Annotated in this window: 14 protein-coding genes; 2 read left to right on the forward strand and 12 right to left on the reverse strand. The window is 59.3% G+C overall.

What is annotated here, in order from left to right:
• Window positions 1–16 precede the first annotated feature (16 nt).
• The 6 genes from KJA79_RS10700 to KJA79_RS10725 form a co-directional block, all read right to left on the reverse strand.
• The gene (locus KJA79_RS10700) at window positions 17–1,096 is read right to left on the reverse strand and encodes an efflux RND transporter periplasmic adaptor subunit (RefSeq protein ID WP_213042037.1); all 1,080 of its coding nucleotides are present in this window, start codon (window positions 1,094–1,096) and stop codon (window positions 17–19) included.
• Window positions 1,097–1,168: 72 nt separating this feature from the next.
• Window positions 1,169–1,627 carry a hypothetical protein gene (locus KJA79_RS10705; protein ID WP_213042038.1) on the reverse strand — a complete coding sequence of 153 codons (459 nt, stop codon included), beginning with the start codon at window positions 1,625–1,627 and terminating at the stop codon, window positions 1,169–1,171.
• A gap of 31 nt (window positions 1,628–1,658) precedes the next feature.
• The gene (locus KJA79_RS10710; protein WP_213042039.1) at window positions 1,659–2,717 is read right to left on the reverse strand and encodes an energy transducer TonB; all 1,059 of its coding nucleotides are present in this window, start codon (window positions 2,715–2,717) and stop codon (window positions 1,659–1,661) included.
• On the reverse strand, window positions 2,714–3,088 hold the full coding sequence (locus tag KJA79_RS10715; protein WP_213042040.1) for an ExbD/TolR family protein: 375 nt from the start codon (window positions 3,086–3,088) through the stop codon (window positions 2,714–2,716). Before KJA79_RS10715 ends, KJA79_RS10710 begins: the two co-directional genes overlap by 4 nt.
• Window positions 3,078–3,503, reverse strand: a complete 426-nt coding sequence (exbB, locus tag KJA79_RS10720; protein ID WP_213042041.1) for a TonB-system energizer ExbB — start codon at window positions 3,501–3,503, stop codon at window positions 3,078–3,080. Before exbB ends, KJA79_RS10715 begins: the two co-directional genes overlap by 11 nt.
• A gap of 417 nt (window positions 3,504–3,920) precedes the next feature.
• Complete coding sequence (locus tag KJA79_RS10725; protein ID WP_213042042.1) at window positions 3,921–4,085, reverse strand: hypothetical protein; 165 nt, start codon at window positions 4,083–4,085, stop codon at window positions 3,921–3,923.
• A 482-nt stretch (window positions 4,086–4,567) separates the two neighbouring features.
• Here KJA79_RS10725 and KJA79_RS10730 point away from each other — a divergent pair, with 482 nt between their 5' ends.
• Complete coding sequence (locus tag KJA79_RS10730; RefSeq protein ID WP_213042043.1) at window positions 4,568–6,652, forward strand: alpha/beta hydrolase family protein; 2,085 nt, start codon at window positions 4,568–4,570, stop codon at window positions 6,650–6,652.
• Here KJA79_RS10730 and KJA79_RS10735 read toward each other — a convergent pair.
• The 5 genes from KJA79_RS10735 to KJA79_RS10755 form a co-directional block, all read right to left on the reverse strand.
• Window positions 6,622–6,909, reverse strand: a complete 288-nt coding sequence (locus tag KJA79_RS10735; RefSeq protein WP_213042044.1) for a cupin domain-containing protein — start codon at window positions 6,907–6,909, stop codon at window positions 6,622–6,624. The genes KJA79_RS10730 and KJA79_RS10735 overlap by 31 nt on opposite strands.
• Before the next feature lie 46 nt (window positions 6,910–6,955).
• A complete protein-coding gene (locus KJA79_RS10740; RefSeq protein WP_213042045.1) occupies window positions 6,956–7,225 on the reverse strand; it encodes a hypothetical protein in 270 nt (89 codons plus the stop codon).
• Window positions 7,226–7,228: 3 nt separating this feature from the next.
• Complete coding sequence (locus tag KJA79_RS10745; RefSeq protein ID WP_213042046.1) at window positions 7,229–9,727, reverse strand: TonB-dependent siderophore receptor; 2,499 nt, start codon at window positions 9,725–9,727, stop codon at window positions 7,229–7,231.
• Between the two features lie 103 nt (window positions 9,728–9,830).
• The gene (locus tag KJA79_RS10750) at window positions 9,831–10,820 is read right to left on the reverse strand and encodes a FecR family protein (RefSeq protein ID WP_213042047.1); all 990 of its coding nucleotides are present in this window, start codon (window positions 10,818–10,820) and stop codon (window positions 9,831–9,833) included.
• A 119-nt stretch (window positions 10,821–10,939) separates the two neighbouring features.
• Window positions 10,940–11,452 carry an RNA polymerase sigma factor gene (locus tag KJA79_RS10755; RefSeq protein ID WP_213042048.1) on the reverse strand — a complete coding sequence of 171 codons (513 nt, stop codon included), beginning with the start codon at window positions 11,450–11,452 and terminating at the stop codon, window positions 10,940–10,942.
• A gap of 169 nt (window positions 11,453–11,621) precedes the next feature.
• On the opposite strand from KJA79_RS10755, the gene KJA79_RS10760 reads away from it, so the two are divergent.
• A complete protein-coding gene (locus KJA79_RS10760; protein ID WP_213042049.1) occupies window positions 11,622–12,116 on the forward strand; it encodes a Fur family transcriptional regulator in 495 nt (164 codons plus the stop codon).
• Here the strand turns inward: KJA79_RS10760 and KJA79_RS10765 are convergent.
• Complete coding sequence (locus KJA79_RS10765; RefSeq protein WP_213042050.1) at window positions 12,113–13,255, reverse strand: PepSY-associated TM helix domain-containing protein; 1,143 nt, start codon at window positions 13,253–13,255, stop codon at window positions 12,113–12,115. The genes KJA79_RS10760 and KJA79_RS10765 overlap by 4 nt on opposite strands.
• Window positions 13,256–13,408: the final 153 nt, after the last annotated feature.

The raw sequence follows: 13,408 nt of genomic DNA on the forward strand, positions 1-13,408 counted from the left end.
TGTGTGCCGTGGGGCGTCAGCGGGAGGGCTCCGTCAAAGCGATGATGGGATCGCCCTCCTGCAGCTTGTGATGCCCGACGCGGATGACCGTATCCTGTTCCGTGAGTCCGTTGAGGACCTGAACGAAGCCTCTGGTGCGTGTGCCCAGGGTGATTTCCCGTTGTTGAGCGGTGCCCTCCCGCGCCAGGTAGACGTAGGTCTTCTCCTGTTTCGGCACCACGGCTTCTTCCGGGATCAACAACGCACGTTCCTCCTGGCCGTACGTGAGGAGAACCTGGGCAAACATGCCGGGCCGGAGACGCTGCTGCGGATTGGGGATGCGGGCGCGCACCTGCACGGATCGGGTGGTCATCTCGACTTGGGGATCGATCACGTACACGGCGCCATGGAAGGTTTCGCCAGGGTAGGCATCCGTCGTCAACTCGATGGGCTGCCCCGGCGCCAGATGGCGCAACAGCGTTTCCGGGACCTTGAAGTCGATCTTGAGCTGGGCGAGATCTTCCAGGTTCACGATGTCGAGACCCGAGCCGACGAAGTCGCCGGGGGAGACCCGACGGATTCCGGTCATACCGGAAAACGGGGCGCGAATTTTCGTTTTGGCCAACCGGGTGACATAGAGGGCGTGGTTGGCCTGGGACACCTGGAGTGCGCCGGCCGCTTCATCGAGTTGCTGTTTCGTGATGTACCGTTTCCCATCCAAGTCGAGTTGTTTCAGCCGTTCATAGGTGAGCCGGCTGACTTTGAGTTGCGCCGCGGCCTGAGCGAGTTCCGCCTGAAGTTCCGAATCATCCAGATCGATCAGCAGCTGGTCTTTTCCCACGGCCTGGCCTTCTTCGAACCAGACCTGGCGGATGCGTCCAGCGATCTCCGGACGAATCAGGATACTTTCGTTGGCGCGTAAGGTGCCGACCGCTCTGATGGTGTGCCGAATGCGATCGATCGTCACCGGCGCCAGCACGACGGCCGTGCCCGTGGTGGGAGTGCCGGACACGCCTGAGGCGGGGACCGGCGTCAAGCCGGTCCATTTCACGGCATACGTGACGAAGATCGCCGTCAACGCGAAGAGCAACAGGTAGGTGGTGCGACGAGGAGTCATGAGTGGTGCGACGGCGCTCCTGATCCTCCGGACCGGCGGCGACAGACGTGTTTCAGGTGCGACAGGGCCGGCCTATTTGAACTCGAGCTTTTTCACGCCCTGCACCGGAAGGTCGACCTGGCCGAAGTCCGAATCGCCTTTGAAGCTCCCGTCGATGGCCAGAGGAAAATCTCCCGTCTTGCCGCTGGTCAGGGTGATGTGCAGTGACGGCGGCGTCTTGTCTGCGCCCGGCGTCACCTCGATGTGCTTCACCCCGTTGAACTTGATGTTGACCGTGGCGGTGCCGCGCTTTACCGGGAGGTGTTTCAATTCATGGGGAATAAACGATGTCTCACTCACCTTCTCTTCCCAATAAAACACGACGTTTTTCAAGTCGGTCTGCATGTCCTTGGCATCGGTCACGAGAGCATGAAACGGTTTGTCTCCGTTCTGCTGCGCGAAGGTGGGCGCGACCGCCCAGGAGCTCAGGGTGGCGATGGACGCGGCTGTCACGAGAGAGAGCGAATGCAAGCATGAACGACGTAATGACATAAGAATCTCCGTTGCGTGGTCTAGAGGGTGATTATTCCATGCGGTACGAAAAGGGTAGATCCAGTTCAAGTTTTGACTGCGCCATTTCATGTTTCACCTTGAGGGGAAAGGCATTGCGCACCATGTCGAGCGTGTGGCGATCCAGCACTGAATGGCCGGAACTTTCTTCCAACGACAAATTGAGCAAATGGACCGCCGCGCCGCGCTGTTCGATCGTGAGACGAAGGATGACACGGCCCTCCCAATGGTTTCGCTTGGCTTCGGCCGGGTAACGCTTGCGTTGATCGACCGAGGACCACAGTGCTTGAGAAAGCCAGCCGTAGTCCGGGCGCTCCCCTGGGCGCGTGTGAACCTCCCGCTGTTTCACGACTCGCTGCTGCACGGTTTGAACCGGGCGCTGCACGATCTCCTGTCGGATGTGCGGTGGAGCCTCGACCGGGGCGGGGGCCGATTCCACCGCCGGCACGTCGCTGACCACCGCCGCGACCTGCGTGCTGGCCTCGACTTGTCTGGTCACCGGTGCGGATGAGGCGACTGCTTGGGGTGTCGAATACTGTTGTATGACGGGAGCCGTTTCCGAAACGACCGCGGTGGTGTCCACGACCGTCTGCACGACTTCAGACGTAGGACTGACCGTTTCCTGAATTGTCTGCGCGACGGTTTCGACCTGTTGAGTCGTGACCTGTTGCACGGTCTGTGCGGTTTGCACCGGCAGGCTTTCTAGGACCGGTTGCACCTGCTGAACGGGTTGGATCTGCTGAATCGGTTGCGGTTGTAGCACCTCCTGTACCTGCCGGACGACGGGCTGCACCTTGGCGACCGGCACCTGCTTGGGCTTGGGCGGCGTCACCGGCTGAGGCGTAGGCGGCGGTTGCGACTCGACTGATGGCGGGGGTGCTGGTTCCGCCGCAGGCGGCGGCGTTTGCACCACGGCGACATCCCACTTGAAGACGGGTGGGGGCGGCGGCGGCATTTCCGTGAGCAACAAGACCGCCATGCCGACGAACAGGCCGTGGATCGACATGGAGAAGGCCCAACAGAGCGAGGCCCGTTGGCGCTGTGAAGAATCTAATGGTAGCGCCAGGCTCATGAGCGAACCACCTCGAGATTGACCTGTTGAAAGCCTAAGCTGCGGATCTCATCGACAACGGACACAAATCTGTCCAGGACGGTGACTCGATCGGCGCGTACCAACACGGACGATTCCCGCGACTGTGAATTGAGCACGATCCGCAGTCCGTCCGGTGGCACCGGCTGGTCGTTCATGAACAGCGACCCCTCCGCTGTGAGGGTAATCACCAGCGGGACGTCCTTGCGGTCGCCTGATTCCTTGGCCTTCGCCAGCTGGACAGGTACCTGGCCGGTGGTGATGAATGTCGCTGTGGTCAGCACAATCACCAACAACACCAACATCACGTCGACCAGAGGAATCACGTTGATCTGGTCGATATCACGTCCCATGTTGGACCTTAAACTGGGTCATCAACTCCGTGACTCGGCGACGCAGCACATTGTTCAGGACGACACAGGGGATCGCCACCAACAGGCCGACCGCGGTGGCTTTGAGCGCAAGGCTCAGGCCCACCATGATGGTCTGAACCGCCATAGTGCCGGACGACCCCATTGTGTGGAATGTCAGCATGATGCCGAGCACCGTTCCCAACAGGCCGATGTACGGGGCGTTCGCCGCCACGGTGCCGATCACCACCAACCGTTTGGTGAGCGCCACCTCGAATTCTTCCTCGGAGCGGTATCCCCGGAGGTCGATGCGCCGATAGAAGATCCAGCGCTCTGCGGCCACCGCCACCGCCCAGAGGCTCAGGGCCAGCAGGAGCCCGATAATCCCGTAATCCACAACGTGCTTAAGGCTGTCCACTTGGTAATCCTTTAGAAGGTTAAACCCCTTATCCCGTGGCAAGACGAAAGTCGAAACACAGGTTCATCTAGTTATGACGTATGAGATGCTGGATTCTGCACCACATTGGGAGGAAAAAATTTTTAATGTGTATATTCAATGCGTTGTGGACAATATCTCGCCCTCTCATTGAGATGAATGCGCCTGATGCATCGATGAATGCCTTTGGCACCTGTTTCACCCACGGTTCAGTGCTGACAAAGGAGGTACGTGATCGCATGCGCTTCGAGAATCCGGGATTTCACGCGGCCCACATATTCCGCATGGATCCCAGTGCATGAAGCCAGACAGGAGAACAATAGTTTCTGAGGAGCTGTAAAGGGAATGCTCGATTGCCGGAGATTGTGTTTCAGTAGGCCTAAGCGAAGAACCAGGGGCTCAGCTACTCGGGTTCGATGCAGTCGAGGTGTTGCGGGCCTTCATGAGCGAGGCGAGGGTATCCTTGGTCGCCCCGCAGTTGATGCAGCGCCATTTGGCCTCTTTGGCATAAAAATCCAGCACGCGCTCGATGATCATGTATCCACTGCATTTCAGACAATTCATCGTCTCTTCCTTTCGTGTGAAAGTAGATCGTTCTGATTGCCCCGTCGCGATCGTTCGGTCAATGGCCGTCCCCAGCCACTCGATCAGCCAAGGTTCGCCGGACCTTGATCGTCATGGCATTTGGGTCCTTCGAGCAGCCGGCGATAGGAGCCGCGTATGGGCTCTTACTGCAGTAGACGTATCAATCGGGCAATTCCACACATCCAGGCGAGAGATCGTCAACAGGAAGCGGCCTGAGGGAGGGCGACGACTCATTGTCCTACAAGCTGCAGCACATGCGGATCAGGATGCACAGGTCGTTAGCCGGTCATTGCGGAATAAATGTCGCGAGGCAGTCGTTCAAGTGTCTTAGCGATCGGAAGGGAAGAGCATGAACTCGCGTGCAGAAATCGATCGTTGTATTGACCGTTGTGAAGTCTCTTCTTAGACTTTGGTTCGCTCACCTCACGTGCCTGTGCGCTGTGCTCGATGGAGAAGATCCCATGCCGCGTGATCCCTGGTCTCATGCCATGATGTTTCTGCGCGCGACCCTGTTTCTTGATCAGCCACTGAAGTCGAAGCAGTTGTGTACGTTCGTGACGATCCTGCTGGTCGCCTTGATCGCCGGCTGCAAGGGGACTGGACAAGCGATACCCGAGCCACTTCCGGCAGATGTGCTGGATGAGGTCCCCGGTCGTATTCCCCTGAACGTCTTTGCGTCCCTCCCGCTGGTACGCAGGATGACGCTGTCGCCGTCGGGGGAGCATATCGCCTCCATTCAAAATACTGCCGCGGGTAAGACCTATCTCGTGGTGACGACCTACGACGGCAAGGATGTTCGAAGACTCTTGGCGAGCGACAACAAGCGGTACTCAATTCGATGGTGTGACTGGGTCAATGACGAACGGTTGCTGGTGGGCGTGGGGGCAGATGATGGGTGGAGCAATCTCCGATGGACGGAGACACGCCTCTTCGCCATGAATCGCGACGGGTCGAATCTCAAGACGAACCTGATCGCTCCGAGTCGCGACCATAATTTTTTTGCCAGGGAGTATCTCCCGCAGTTACAGGATAGGGTCATCGGCAAACTTCCCGGGGACAACCGATCCGTCCTGATCGCACTCGATCTCGACCACCACACCTATCCCGATGTCTACAAATTGGATGTGTACACCGGCAGCCGGGAGTTGATCGAAAGGAGTACGTATGGGATGCGGTATTGGATGGCGGACCGGCAGGGGGTTGTGCGGTTGGGAACGGCCGTTGAAGGGACCATCGTCCACATCCTGGTGAAACCGGTAGGCCAGGATCGCTGGCAGACGTTGCGGAAGTATGATGCGCTGCGTGAACCGGAGCTCACCCCTCTGGGATTTGACGAGGATCCCAACATTCTGTTTGTGGCACAACCTCTCGATGGAAGAACCGCAGTCTACAGCATCAACCTATCCGAACCGCATCTGCCGCCGATACTCCGCGCATCCCATGCGACGTACGACATCGAGGGCGGTCTCATCTATTCGTCTTGGCTCAAACGCGTCGTCGGGGTTCACAGTCGTTTCGACGAATCTGCCGGCCTCTATTGGAATCCTGATGCGAAAGAACTGCAGACCCGGGTTGATCTGGCCCTTCCTGGACGCATCAATGACATCCAGGACAGCAGTCGGGATGGTCGCCGACACATCGTCGTGTCCAGCCATGCGACGCAACCGCCTCAATGGTATCTGTTCGACGAGGATCTCAACCGGCTCACGTTGATGGTGGATGGGTATCCGAAGCTGGTCCCGAAGGAACTGGTCAAACCCATGCCGGTCACTCTCAAGGCCAGAGACGGCACGGTTTTGCATGGGTACGTGACTCGTCCGACTCAGGAACGGCAGCATGGGCCCATGGTCTTGTTTCCCCATGGTGGTCCGGCCAGTAGAGACGTGCTGGATTTCGATTACTGGACCCAGTTTCTCGTGAGTCGCGGCTGGGCCGTGCTGCAAGTGAACTTCAGGGGGTCCAGCGGTTACGGCGGGGAGTTTTTACAAGCGGGATTCAAGCGCTGGGGACTCGACATGCAGGATGATCTGACGGATGCCGCACGCTACGCGATCGAGCAGGGCATTGCGGACCCTGAACGCATCTGTATCGTGGGTGGAAGTTATGGGGGGTACGCGGCATTGATGGGAGTCGTCAAGACACCGGAACTCTTTCGTTGCGCGGTGAGCTTTGCGGGAGTGTCGGACCTCCGCGCGTTGCTGACGGACAAACGGCAGTTCCTGGGGTATGAGCTGGGAGCGGAGCGGCAGTTAGGCGCCTGGTGGTCCGATCGCGATCGGCTGAAGGCCACCTCGCCGGTCAACCATGCGGACACGATACGCACCCCGCTCCTGATCGTGCATGGGGCGGAGGATCGGGTTGTGCCGGTGGAACAATCCCGCGCCATGGTCGAGGCCTTGAAAGATGCAGGCTTCACCCGCCTACGCTATGTCGAACTGCCGGACGGCGATCATCACCTCAGCCGTCAAGACGACCGTGTCACGTTCTTCCGTGAGATGGAGCGGTTTCTGATCACTCATTTGGATGGGGCGGAAAGGTCTGAATAAACTCGACCATGCATGCTGAGGGGGGCGTCCGATTCATAGACTTCTTCTCCGATCTCTTCTCCGGGCTTGATGTTCATCAACACCAGTTGGGAGTGCTGCGGCGTAAAGAGTACCCGGCGGTCATGCTGGTTGTCGCGTGTCGCGTCTTCGATGTGAACGAGATAGCCTTTCATGGGAATCTCTTTGGCGAGGAATGGGGGCAAAATGTGGGTGGCGTCGGACTCGATCTGGAGCGCGATGTATGCTGGCCGAATCACAAGATCGAGTCAATAAGCAGAGATAGGCGTCTCCGTTCGTCAGGGCTCAGTGGGATGCTGAGGTATCGCCTCTGGAGCGTTGCGGCGGCTGACCGTCGACATAGCGATAACCTTTCGCCTGCATGCATCCGCTCAAGTTGATGCCTCCGGCCATGGTGTCTTTCTGATGTTCCTGCCCCGAGAGCACCTCCGCCTTGCATTGCTCCCAATCGTCCTGCGTGTGCGCGTCGGTTTTGCCCGCTTGCACCCACCGGCCTTCGGCGCAGCCGGCCAGGAGTGCAAGCAGCAGTCCCCCTCCCAACAAGATCCGCGGCATGGTTTAGAACCTCAAGCCAACGGTGGCCAACACGGTGCGCGGCTCGCCGTAGAAAAATGTGTTGGACCCGTTGTAGGAGGTGGCGACGTATCGCTGATCCAAGAGGTTTCTCAGATTGAGCGCAATATGCGCGCTCTTCGCTCCCACCCAATTGCCCTTCTGCAGGTCATGATTGTAGTAGAGGGCCGCATCGGCGCGGATGTAACCCGGCATTTCGGTTTGGTCTCCAAAGATCGAAGCATTGCGGCTCGTGTAGGCGAAGAGTCCTCCGCCGACGCCGAAGCCTTTTAACGGTCCATCCTGGATGTGGTAGGTCGACCACAGGGTGAACTTGTTATAGGGCACGTTGGCCAACCGCTTGGCCACCAGCGAGGTGTCGTTATCTTTGGTCACCTCGGCGTCGGTATAGGCATACCCGGTGATGATGTTCCACCCCGGCGAGAGCTGCGCGGTGATATCTAACTCGATGCCTTGGCTGCGTTGCTCGCCCGTCTGGACCGAGAAGCCCTGCAGCGCGAGGGCCGGGTCGGGACTCGGCGTCACAAGGTTTTCACGGGTCAGGTGAAACCAGGCCAAGGTGGCCGACACGCGGTTGTCGAGCAAGAAGGTCTTCACGCCGACTTCGTACTGCGTCGATCGTTCCGGCTTGAACAACTCGCCGTTCGGATTGAAAGCCGCGGCAGAGCTGGGCTGGAAGCCTTTCGTCCATGATGTATAGAGAGAGACCGGTTCGATCGGTTGGTACACGAGGCCGAGTCGCGGGCTGACCGCGTGGTTGTCCGAGGTCTGCTGAGGCGCACCCACGGATTGTTGAAATTGGTGGACATAATCGACGCGAAGGCCGCCCATAAATTTCAGATTGGGCAGAATCGTGACTTGATCTTGGAGATAGACGGCCGCCGTCTTGTTGTCGGCTCTGAAGCTCACGCGATCCCCCGTGAAGGGGAGCGGAGGCAGCGAGTAATCGGGAGCGAAGAGGTCCAAGGGAGGCGCTTCGGCAACGGTGTAGATCGACTGGTCGGTTTTCTCCTGTCGTAACTCCACACCGGTCAAGAGCGTGTGCTCCATGTCGAACAATCGGAAATGACCGACCAGGTTCGTGATCATCGAATTGGCGTGCCTCCTGGCGACGCCGGGCTGCAGGACCTGGAAGCGCTGGATAGTGCGGAAATCCGGTTCGAGGACACCGCCGAATCCAGCATAGAGATTATTGCGGTCGTCCTCCGCGATCGTATGCCGAAACGCGTTACGCAGAGACCACTTGTCATTGAACTGATGTGTCAGGTCATAGCCGAAACGATAGGAGGTGCGGTTGAACGTGCTGAAGTCGCCCAGGGTGGTCGCGCGATTGCGCGGAATCGTGCCGTTCGGATTCGGCAGGAACGTGCCCTGCGCCGGGAGACCGTAGGGATCGTTGCTCCAGCGGCGTAAGTAATCGGCCTCGACTGTCAGCGTGGTCCGTGAACTCATGAGCCACGTGATGCTCGGCGCAATCGCGGCCATGTCGCGATTGGCGTAGTCCATGAAACTGCCGGCCTTTTGCCCCGCCACGTTCAACCGATAGAGGACCGTCTTGCTGACGTTGAGCGGGCCAGTGGCGTCGAGTTCCGAGCGGTAGAAGTGGAAATTCCCCAATGTCACATTGGCCGAATAGGCCGCGTTCGGCAACGGCTTGTTCGTCACAATGTTGATCACTCCACCTGGATCTCCCTGTCCGTATAGGACAGCGGCCGGCCCCTTCAGCACTTCCAGCCGGCGAACATTGTAGGTGTCTGAGGCCGTAAATTGTGCGAACGGATCGAGTAGGCCGTTTCGGAAGTAACTGCGCGAGGTGGCGTCGAATCCTCGGATGATCAATGAATCGTAGAGTGACGCAGCGGATTCCGTCGCATTGATGCCCGACACGTTTTGCAACGAGTCCTGCAACCGGAACGTGCGTTGCTCTTCGATCACCTTGCGTGTGATCACCTGAATGGATTGCGGGACATCGCGAATCGGCGTGTCGGTCCTGGTGGCCGTCGTGGATTCCTCGGCCACATAGGTCTGCGCATCGTCGTCTCGCTCATGGATGTCCTTCACGACGATTTCAGGGACTTTCACCGATTGCTGTGCGGCCGGTCGAGACGAGGCCTCGGGAGCTGCCGCGAGGCTCGACGAACCGGTAGAAGACAGGGATTGAGGGCCGGACATCCGTTCGAGCGTGATGCTGCCCGATGTCGTGGTTCGCGGGGAGAGCCCCGTGTCCCGGAGGAGAATCCGGAGGGCCTCCTCGGGCGCGTATTCGCCCGAGACGCCCTGCGTCGCGATGTCGCGCGTCATGGCCGCGTCGTAGAGCAACTCGATTTGCGTCATGCCGGAAAATTGCAGCAAGGCGGAAGAGAGCGGCTGCGGCGTGATGGCGAATGCCTGCGTCGATGACGCAGGCGCGGGGTTGTCCTGCGCCCAGAGGTTCGGAGCCGCGGAGATCATCAACAGGCCCCAGAAGAACACTGTTACGAACATATCTCGTCCTTTCCGTCGTGATACCAGAGATGGGTGAGCCGGCGCGCGGCTCACTGACTACGACGGACGGACACAGAACAAGGTCTAGTGTGGAAAGAAAAAATTACGATTTTGTGATGCGGCTTCGATACAGCAGGATGAGGCGGTCGGCGAAGGTCACGATGCGGATCGGGAGGCTTTCCTCAAGGGCGGGAAGGAAGCGGTCCAGTCGCTCGGTATCGAAGGAACCAGTGACCAACAGCTTGTTGAGTGACTGATCTCGCAGGAATACAAACCGGCCTGAACGATAGCGGGCGACTTCCTCCAGCACTTCCGGCAACGGTTGATCCTCGAACACGAGGCGATGCTGTTGCCACGCCAAGGTGCGGTTCAGGTCGATTTGTTCCACTGATCCAAGCCATCCGTTCGGCTGATAGCGAAGCTGTTCGCCGGCTTGGACGTCCATGGGCGGTTCGTGCCCCACGCGAATGCGCACACTATGTTCGGACACCGTGACCGTCGTCTGGACCCCGTCCGTTCGGACGTTAAATGCGGTGCCCAACGCGCGGATGGTGCCCTCACTGGCCGTTACCTCGAAGGGGCGGGCCCGATCCGGGGCGACGGTGAAGAAGGCTTCCCCGCGGTGGAGGGTGAGGCGGCGTGTGCCATCGGTCATGGCGATCGACAGTGCGGTGTCGGTGTTGAGTCGCACCATTGAGCCGTCGGGTAGCGTAATGGCGCGCTGCTCTCCCACCGCGGTGCGATAGTCTCCGAGCGGCCAGAGGACGAGCGCCAACCAGAGACCGGCACCTGCGACCAGCAGGACGCAGGCGGCCATTGCGGTGAGTCGCCGCCAGGAATGCGTTGCTCCGGGCCTCTCGGAGTCCGACTCTGGAGGCAGGTATCGATCCAGTTCGCGGATATCGTCCGGGTTTAGGCCATCTAATGAGCGCCAGAATTGTTCCGCTTCACGATAGGCGGCGGGATGGGCCTGGTCTGCGGCCAGCCATTCGGCAAAGCGCCGACGCTCGTCGGCCGTGACGGTGCCGGTTTCAATCCGGACCAGCCAGGCGGATGCCGCTGACGCAACGCTGTTGGGTTCTGCTGTGCCCATCGGGTGGGTCATGGTAGCGCCACTACCACTGCCTTGTCACGTTGGCGTCTCAACCGGATCCCCATAATAGTGGAGACGCGTCACGGCGCCTGAACATCCATGTGGCTCCGGCATCTGCGTTACGGCCTGTCGAGTCGAGTCCGACAAAAATCCACCGCCTTGATCATATGTTTGACGACCGTACTCTGGGAAATGCCCAGTTTGACTGCCACCTCCGCATGGGTGAAGTGGTGAAATTTGATGAGGAGAAACACCTGGCGACACTTCGGGGGAAGTTCCTCAATGGCCTGTTGGAGGCGTGCCACCTGCTGCTTCGACCACACGACCCGTTCAATGGAAGGACTGAGGTCCGCCTGATCGAGCGGGCGATCAGGGTCATCCAGTGTGACGGTGTCCCGGTGTTGCTGACGACGGTGGTGATCGATGAGCAGATTCGTCGCCACCCGAAAGAGAAACGCGCGCGGGTTACCGAGGACCTCGCTAGACCTGTTCTGCAGCACGCGTACAAACGTGTCTTGCACGAGATCCTTGGCCGTGTCGACGCAGCCCAAGCGCCGGGTGAGGAACTGCTGCAGATCCGGCCCGTGATCGCGGACTAACGCCGACAGGTCGTGCTGTGTCAATTCCGACATGCGGTGGATAGTAGGTGCCCCGTAGTCCGAATGGGAATGCTCATTTTCCAGACCCGTTCGGCCCTAGTCATACGTCTGGGTATGGAGATCGCTAGCTCGTGCGTCTTACTAAGAGGAGGCGGTGCAGACAGCCCGTCTACCGGGCTCGACCATTCAGGAGAAGCGCCAAATGAACGTAGTGACCCGGTTGTCTCGAAGCAACCGCCAGGAACGACGGTTAGACGAGGGCATTCAACGCATCCGGACAAGTTTTGGCCGGACGCGGCTGAACTGGAGCCTGCAGCGTGAACGCATCGTCCAGGCCTTTCTGCAGGAAGAGCACATCACGATTCGCGAGTTGTATCGCCGGCTCAATCGGCAGGGCCAGCGTGCGCCGCTGAACACGATCTATCGGACGATGCGAGTGTTGTGCGACAAAGGCTTTGCGCAGGCTCGTCGTTTCAATGAAGAAACCCAGTACGATAACCTGTTTGCAAAAGGGGCGCACGATCATCTCATCTGTACGGGCTGCGGACACATCGTCGAATTCGAGGATCCGACCATCGAACGGCTGCGGCAGCAGATCGCGTCAGTGAATGGATTCCATCTGACCGCGCAGAATTTGGAGCTCTATGGGCTTTGTGCCGACTGCCGCCCGGTCAGTGTAAAGGCGTTGGGGCGCTAACTTTCCCGGCGACGCCGATGGGCGTCTTGTTTCAACCACCACATCCGCAATGCCGTCACATAGAGCGGCAGCGGCGTGAGCCCGGCGACAAGGATGAGCCAGCGGCCGGTCAATCCAAACGCTTCGCCGTTATGGAGCGGGAACAGCCAGGCGAGAAAGGTTTCTCCGCCGGTGAACTCCCGCCAGTCCTGCGCCCGAAGCACCGCGCCGCTGTATTGATCGATCCAGACTTCGGTCTGCCCTCCTGCCTGACGGATCTCCTCCGGTTGTCTCAGCCCGACCGAATAACTGTCCCGCTCATGCTGCGGCAGGCCCATCCACATCGGTCGAGCATCGGGGAAGGTGGCGCGGGCGATCGCGATCGCCTGTTCAGGAAGAATCGTCGGCACTCCAGCCTGCCACTCGGATTGCGGCTGGTCTTCAGGTCCGGTCTCTCGAACCGGTGAGAACCATTGCACGACCGAGGTGACGGCGTCGGGAAACTCCAAATAGAAGCCTGTCAGGGCAAGTAGCATGAGGAGGATTGCTCCGACCAGACCGGTGAGCTTATGCAGGTCATAGTGTTTTCGAATGAGGCTCCCGTCGGTCTGAAACGTCAAGGCACGACGGAGCTTCCCCGGACTCGGCCACCAGAGATAGAGGCCGCTTCCGATCGAGAGGAGAAGAAATAGGGCCAAGATGCCGACGAAGATCTCGCCAGGTTTTCCCAGGAGCAGCTCCTGATGCAGTTCATAGATGAACGAGACGAAGAAGTTGCCCCATTCCCGGTTGCTGAGGGGGCGGGCAGTCGAGGGATCGACGGCGACGACATGCCAACGCACTTTGGGTGGAGCGGACGCAGGATCCTTGAACCAGGCATGGAACGTGTCGCGCTCGTGGAGTGGAAAGATGAGGGTGTCAGGAGGGGACCAATCCGGGTGTGCCGTCTTGGCTCCCGCGACGATGTCGCTCAGAGGTTGATCGGTCCCGACCGTTCGGATCACCTGCTCCGGATTCAGCCATTCATCGATGGTTTTGTAGAACACCAGCAGGCTGCCGGTCAGACTGGTCAGGACAAACAACCCTCCTCCTATCAACCCCACATATAAGTGGACGCGCAGCCAGATTTTTTTCCAGGAACGGCGGGGGGGTGGGGGCATGCGGGCTGACGGGGCCGGATGTGCAGCGGCAGGCCGCTGCGCCCCCGAACGGAGACGGACCGGATTGAGTTCTTGTACGATCATCTCGTCCCTTCGTCGCGGTTCTCGTGCTCAACGATGTTGTATAGGCGCACGAAGCCGGAGCACCTGCTT

It is taken from the genome of Nitrospira defluvii (assembly GCF_905220995.1).
Classification (GTDB): domain Bacteria; phylum Nitrospirota; class Nitrospiria; order Nitrospirales; family Nitrospiraceae; genus Nitrospira_A; species Nitrospira_A defluvii_C.

Coding starts and splice junctions, on each gene's coding strand:
- KJA79_RS10730 (WP_213042043.1), top strand. CDS start 4,568: ATGCCGCGTGATCCCTGGTCTCATGCCATGATGTTTCTGCGCGCGACC.
- KJA79_RS10765 (WP_213042050.1), bottom strand. CDS start 13,255: ATGCCCCCACCCCCCCGCCGTTCCTGGAAAAAAATCTGGCTGCGCGTC.
- KJA79_RS10740 (WP_213042045.1), bottom strand. CDS start 7,225: ATGCCGCGGATCTTGTTGGGAGGGGGACTGCTGCTTGCACTCCTGGCC.
- KJA79_RS10750 (WP_213042047.1), bottom strand. CDS start 10,820: ATGGGCACAGCAGAACCCAACAGCGTTGCGTCAGCGGCATCCGCCTGG.
- KJA79_RS10725 (WP_213042042.1), bottom strand. CDS start 4,085: ATGAATTGTCTGAAATGCAGTGGATACATGATCATCGAGCGCGTGCTG.
- KJA79_RS10705 (WP_213042038.1), bottom strand. CDS start 1,627: ATGTCATTACGTCGTTCATGCTTGCATTCGCTCTCTCTCGTGACAGCC.
- KJA79_RS10745 (WP_213042046.1), bottom strand. CDS start 9,727: ATGTTCGTAACAGTGTTCTTCTGGGGCCTGTTGATGATCTCCGCGGCT.
- KJA79_RS10700 (WP_213042037.1), bottom strand. CDS start 1,096: ATGACTCCTCGTCGCACCACCTACCTGTTGCTCTTCGCGTTGACGGCG.
- KJA79_RS10760 (WP_213042049.1), top strand. CDS start 11,622: ATGAACGTAGTGACCCGGTTGTCTCGAAGCAACCGCCAGGAACGACGG.
- KJA79_RS10710 (WP_213042039.1), bottom strand. CDS start 2,717: ATGAGCCTGGCGCTACCATTAGATTCTTCACAGCGCCAACGGGCCTCG.
- KJA79_RS10755 (WP_213042048.1), bottom strand. CDS start 11,452: ATGTCGGAATTGACACAGCACGACCTGTCGGCGTTAGTCCGCGATCAC.
- KJA79_RS10715 (WP_213042040.1), bottom strand. CDS start 3,088: ATGGGACGTGATATCGACCAGATCAACGTGATTCCTCTGGTCGACGTG.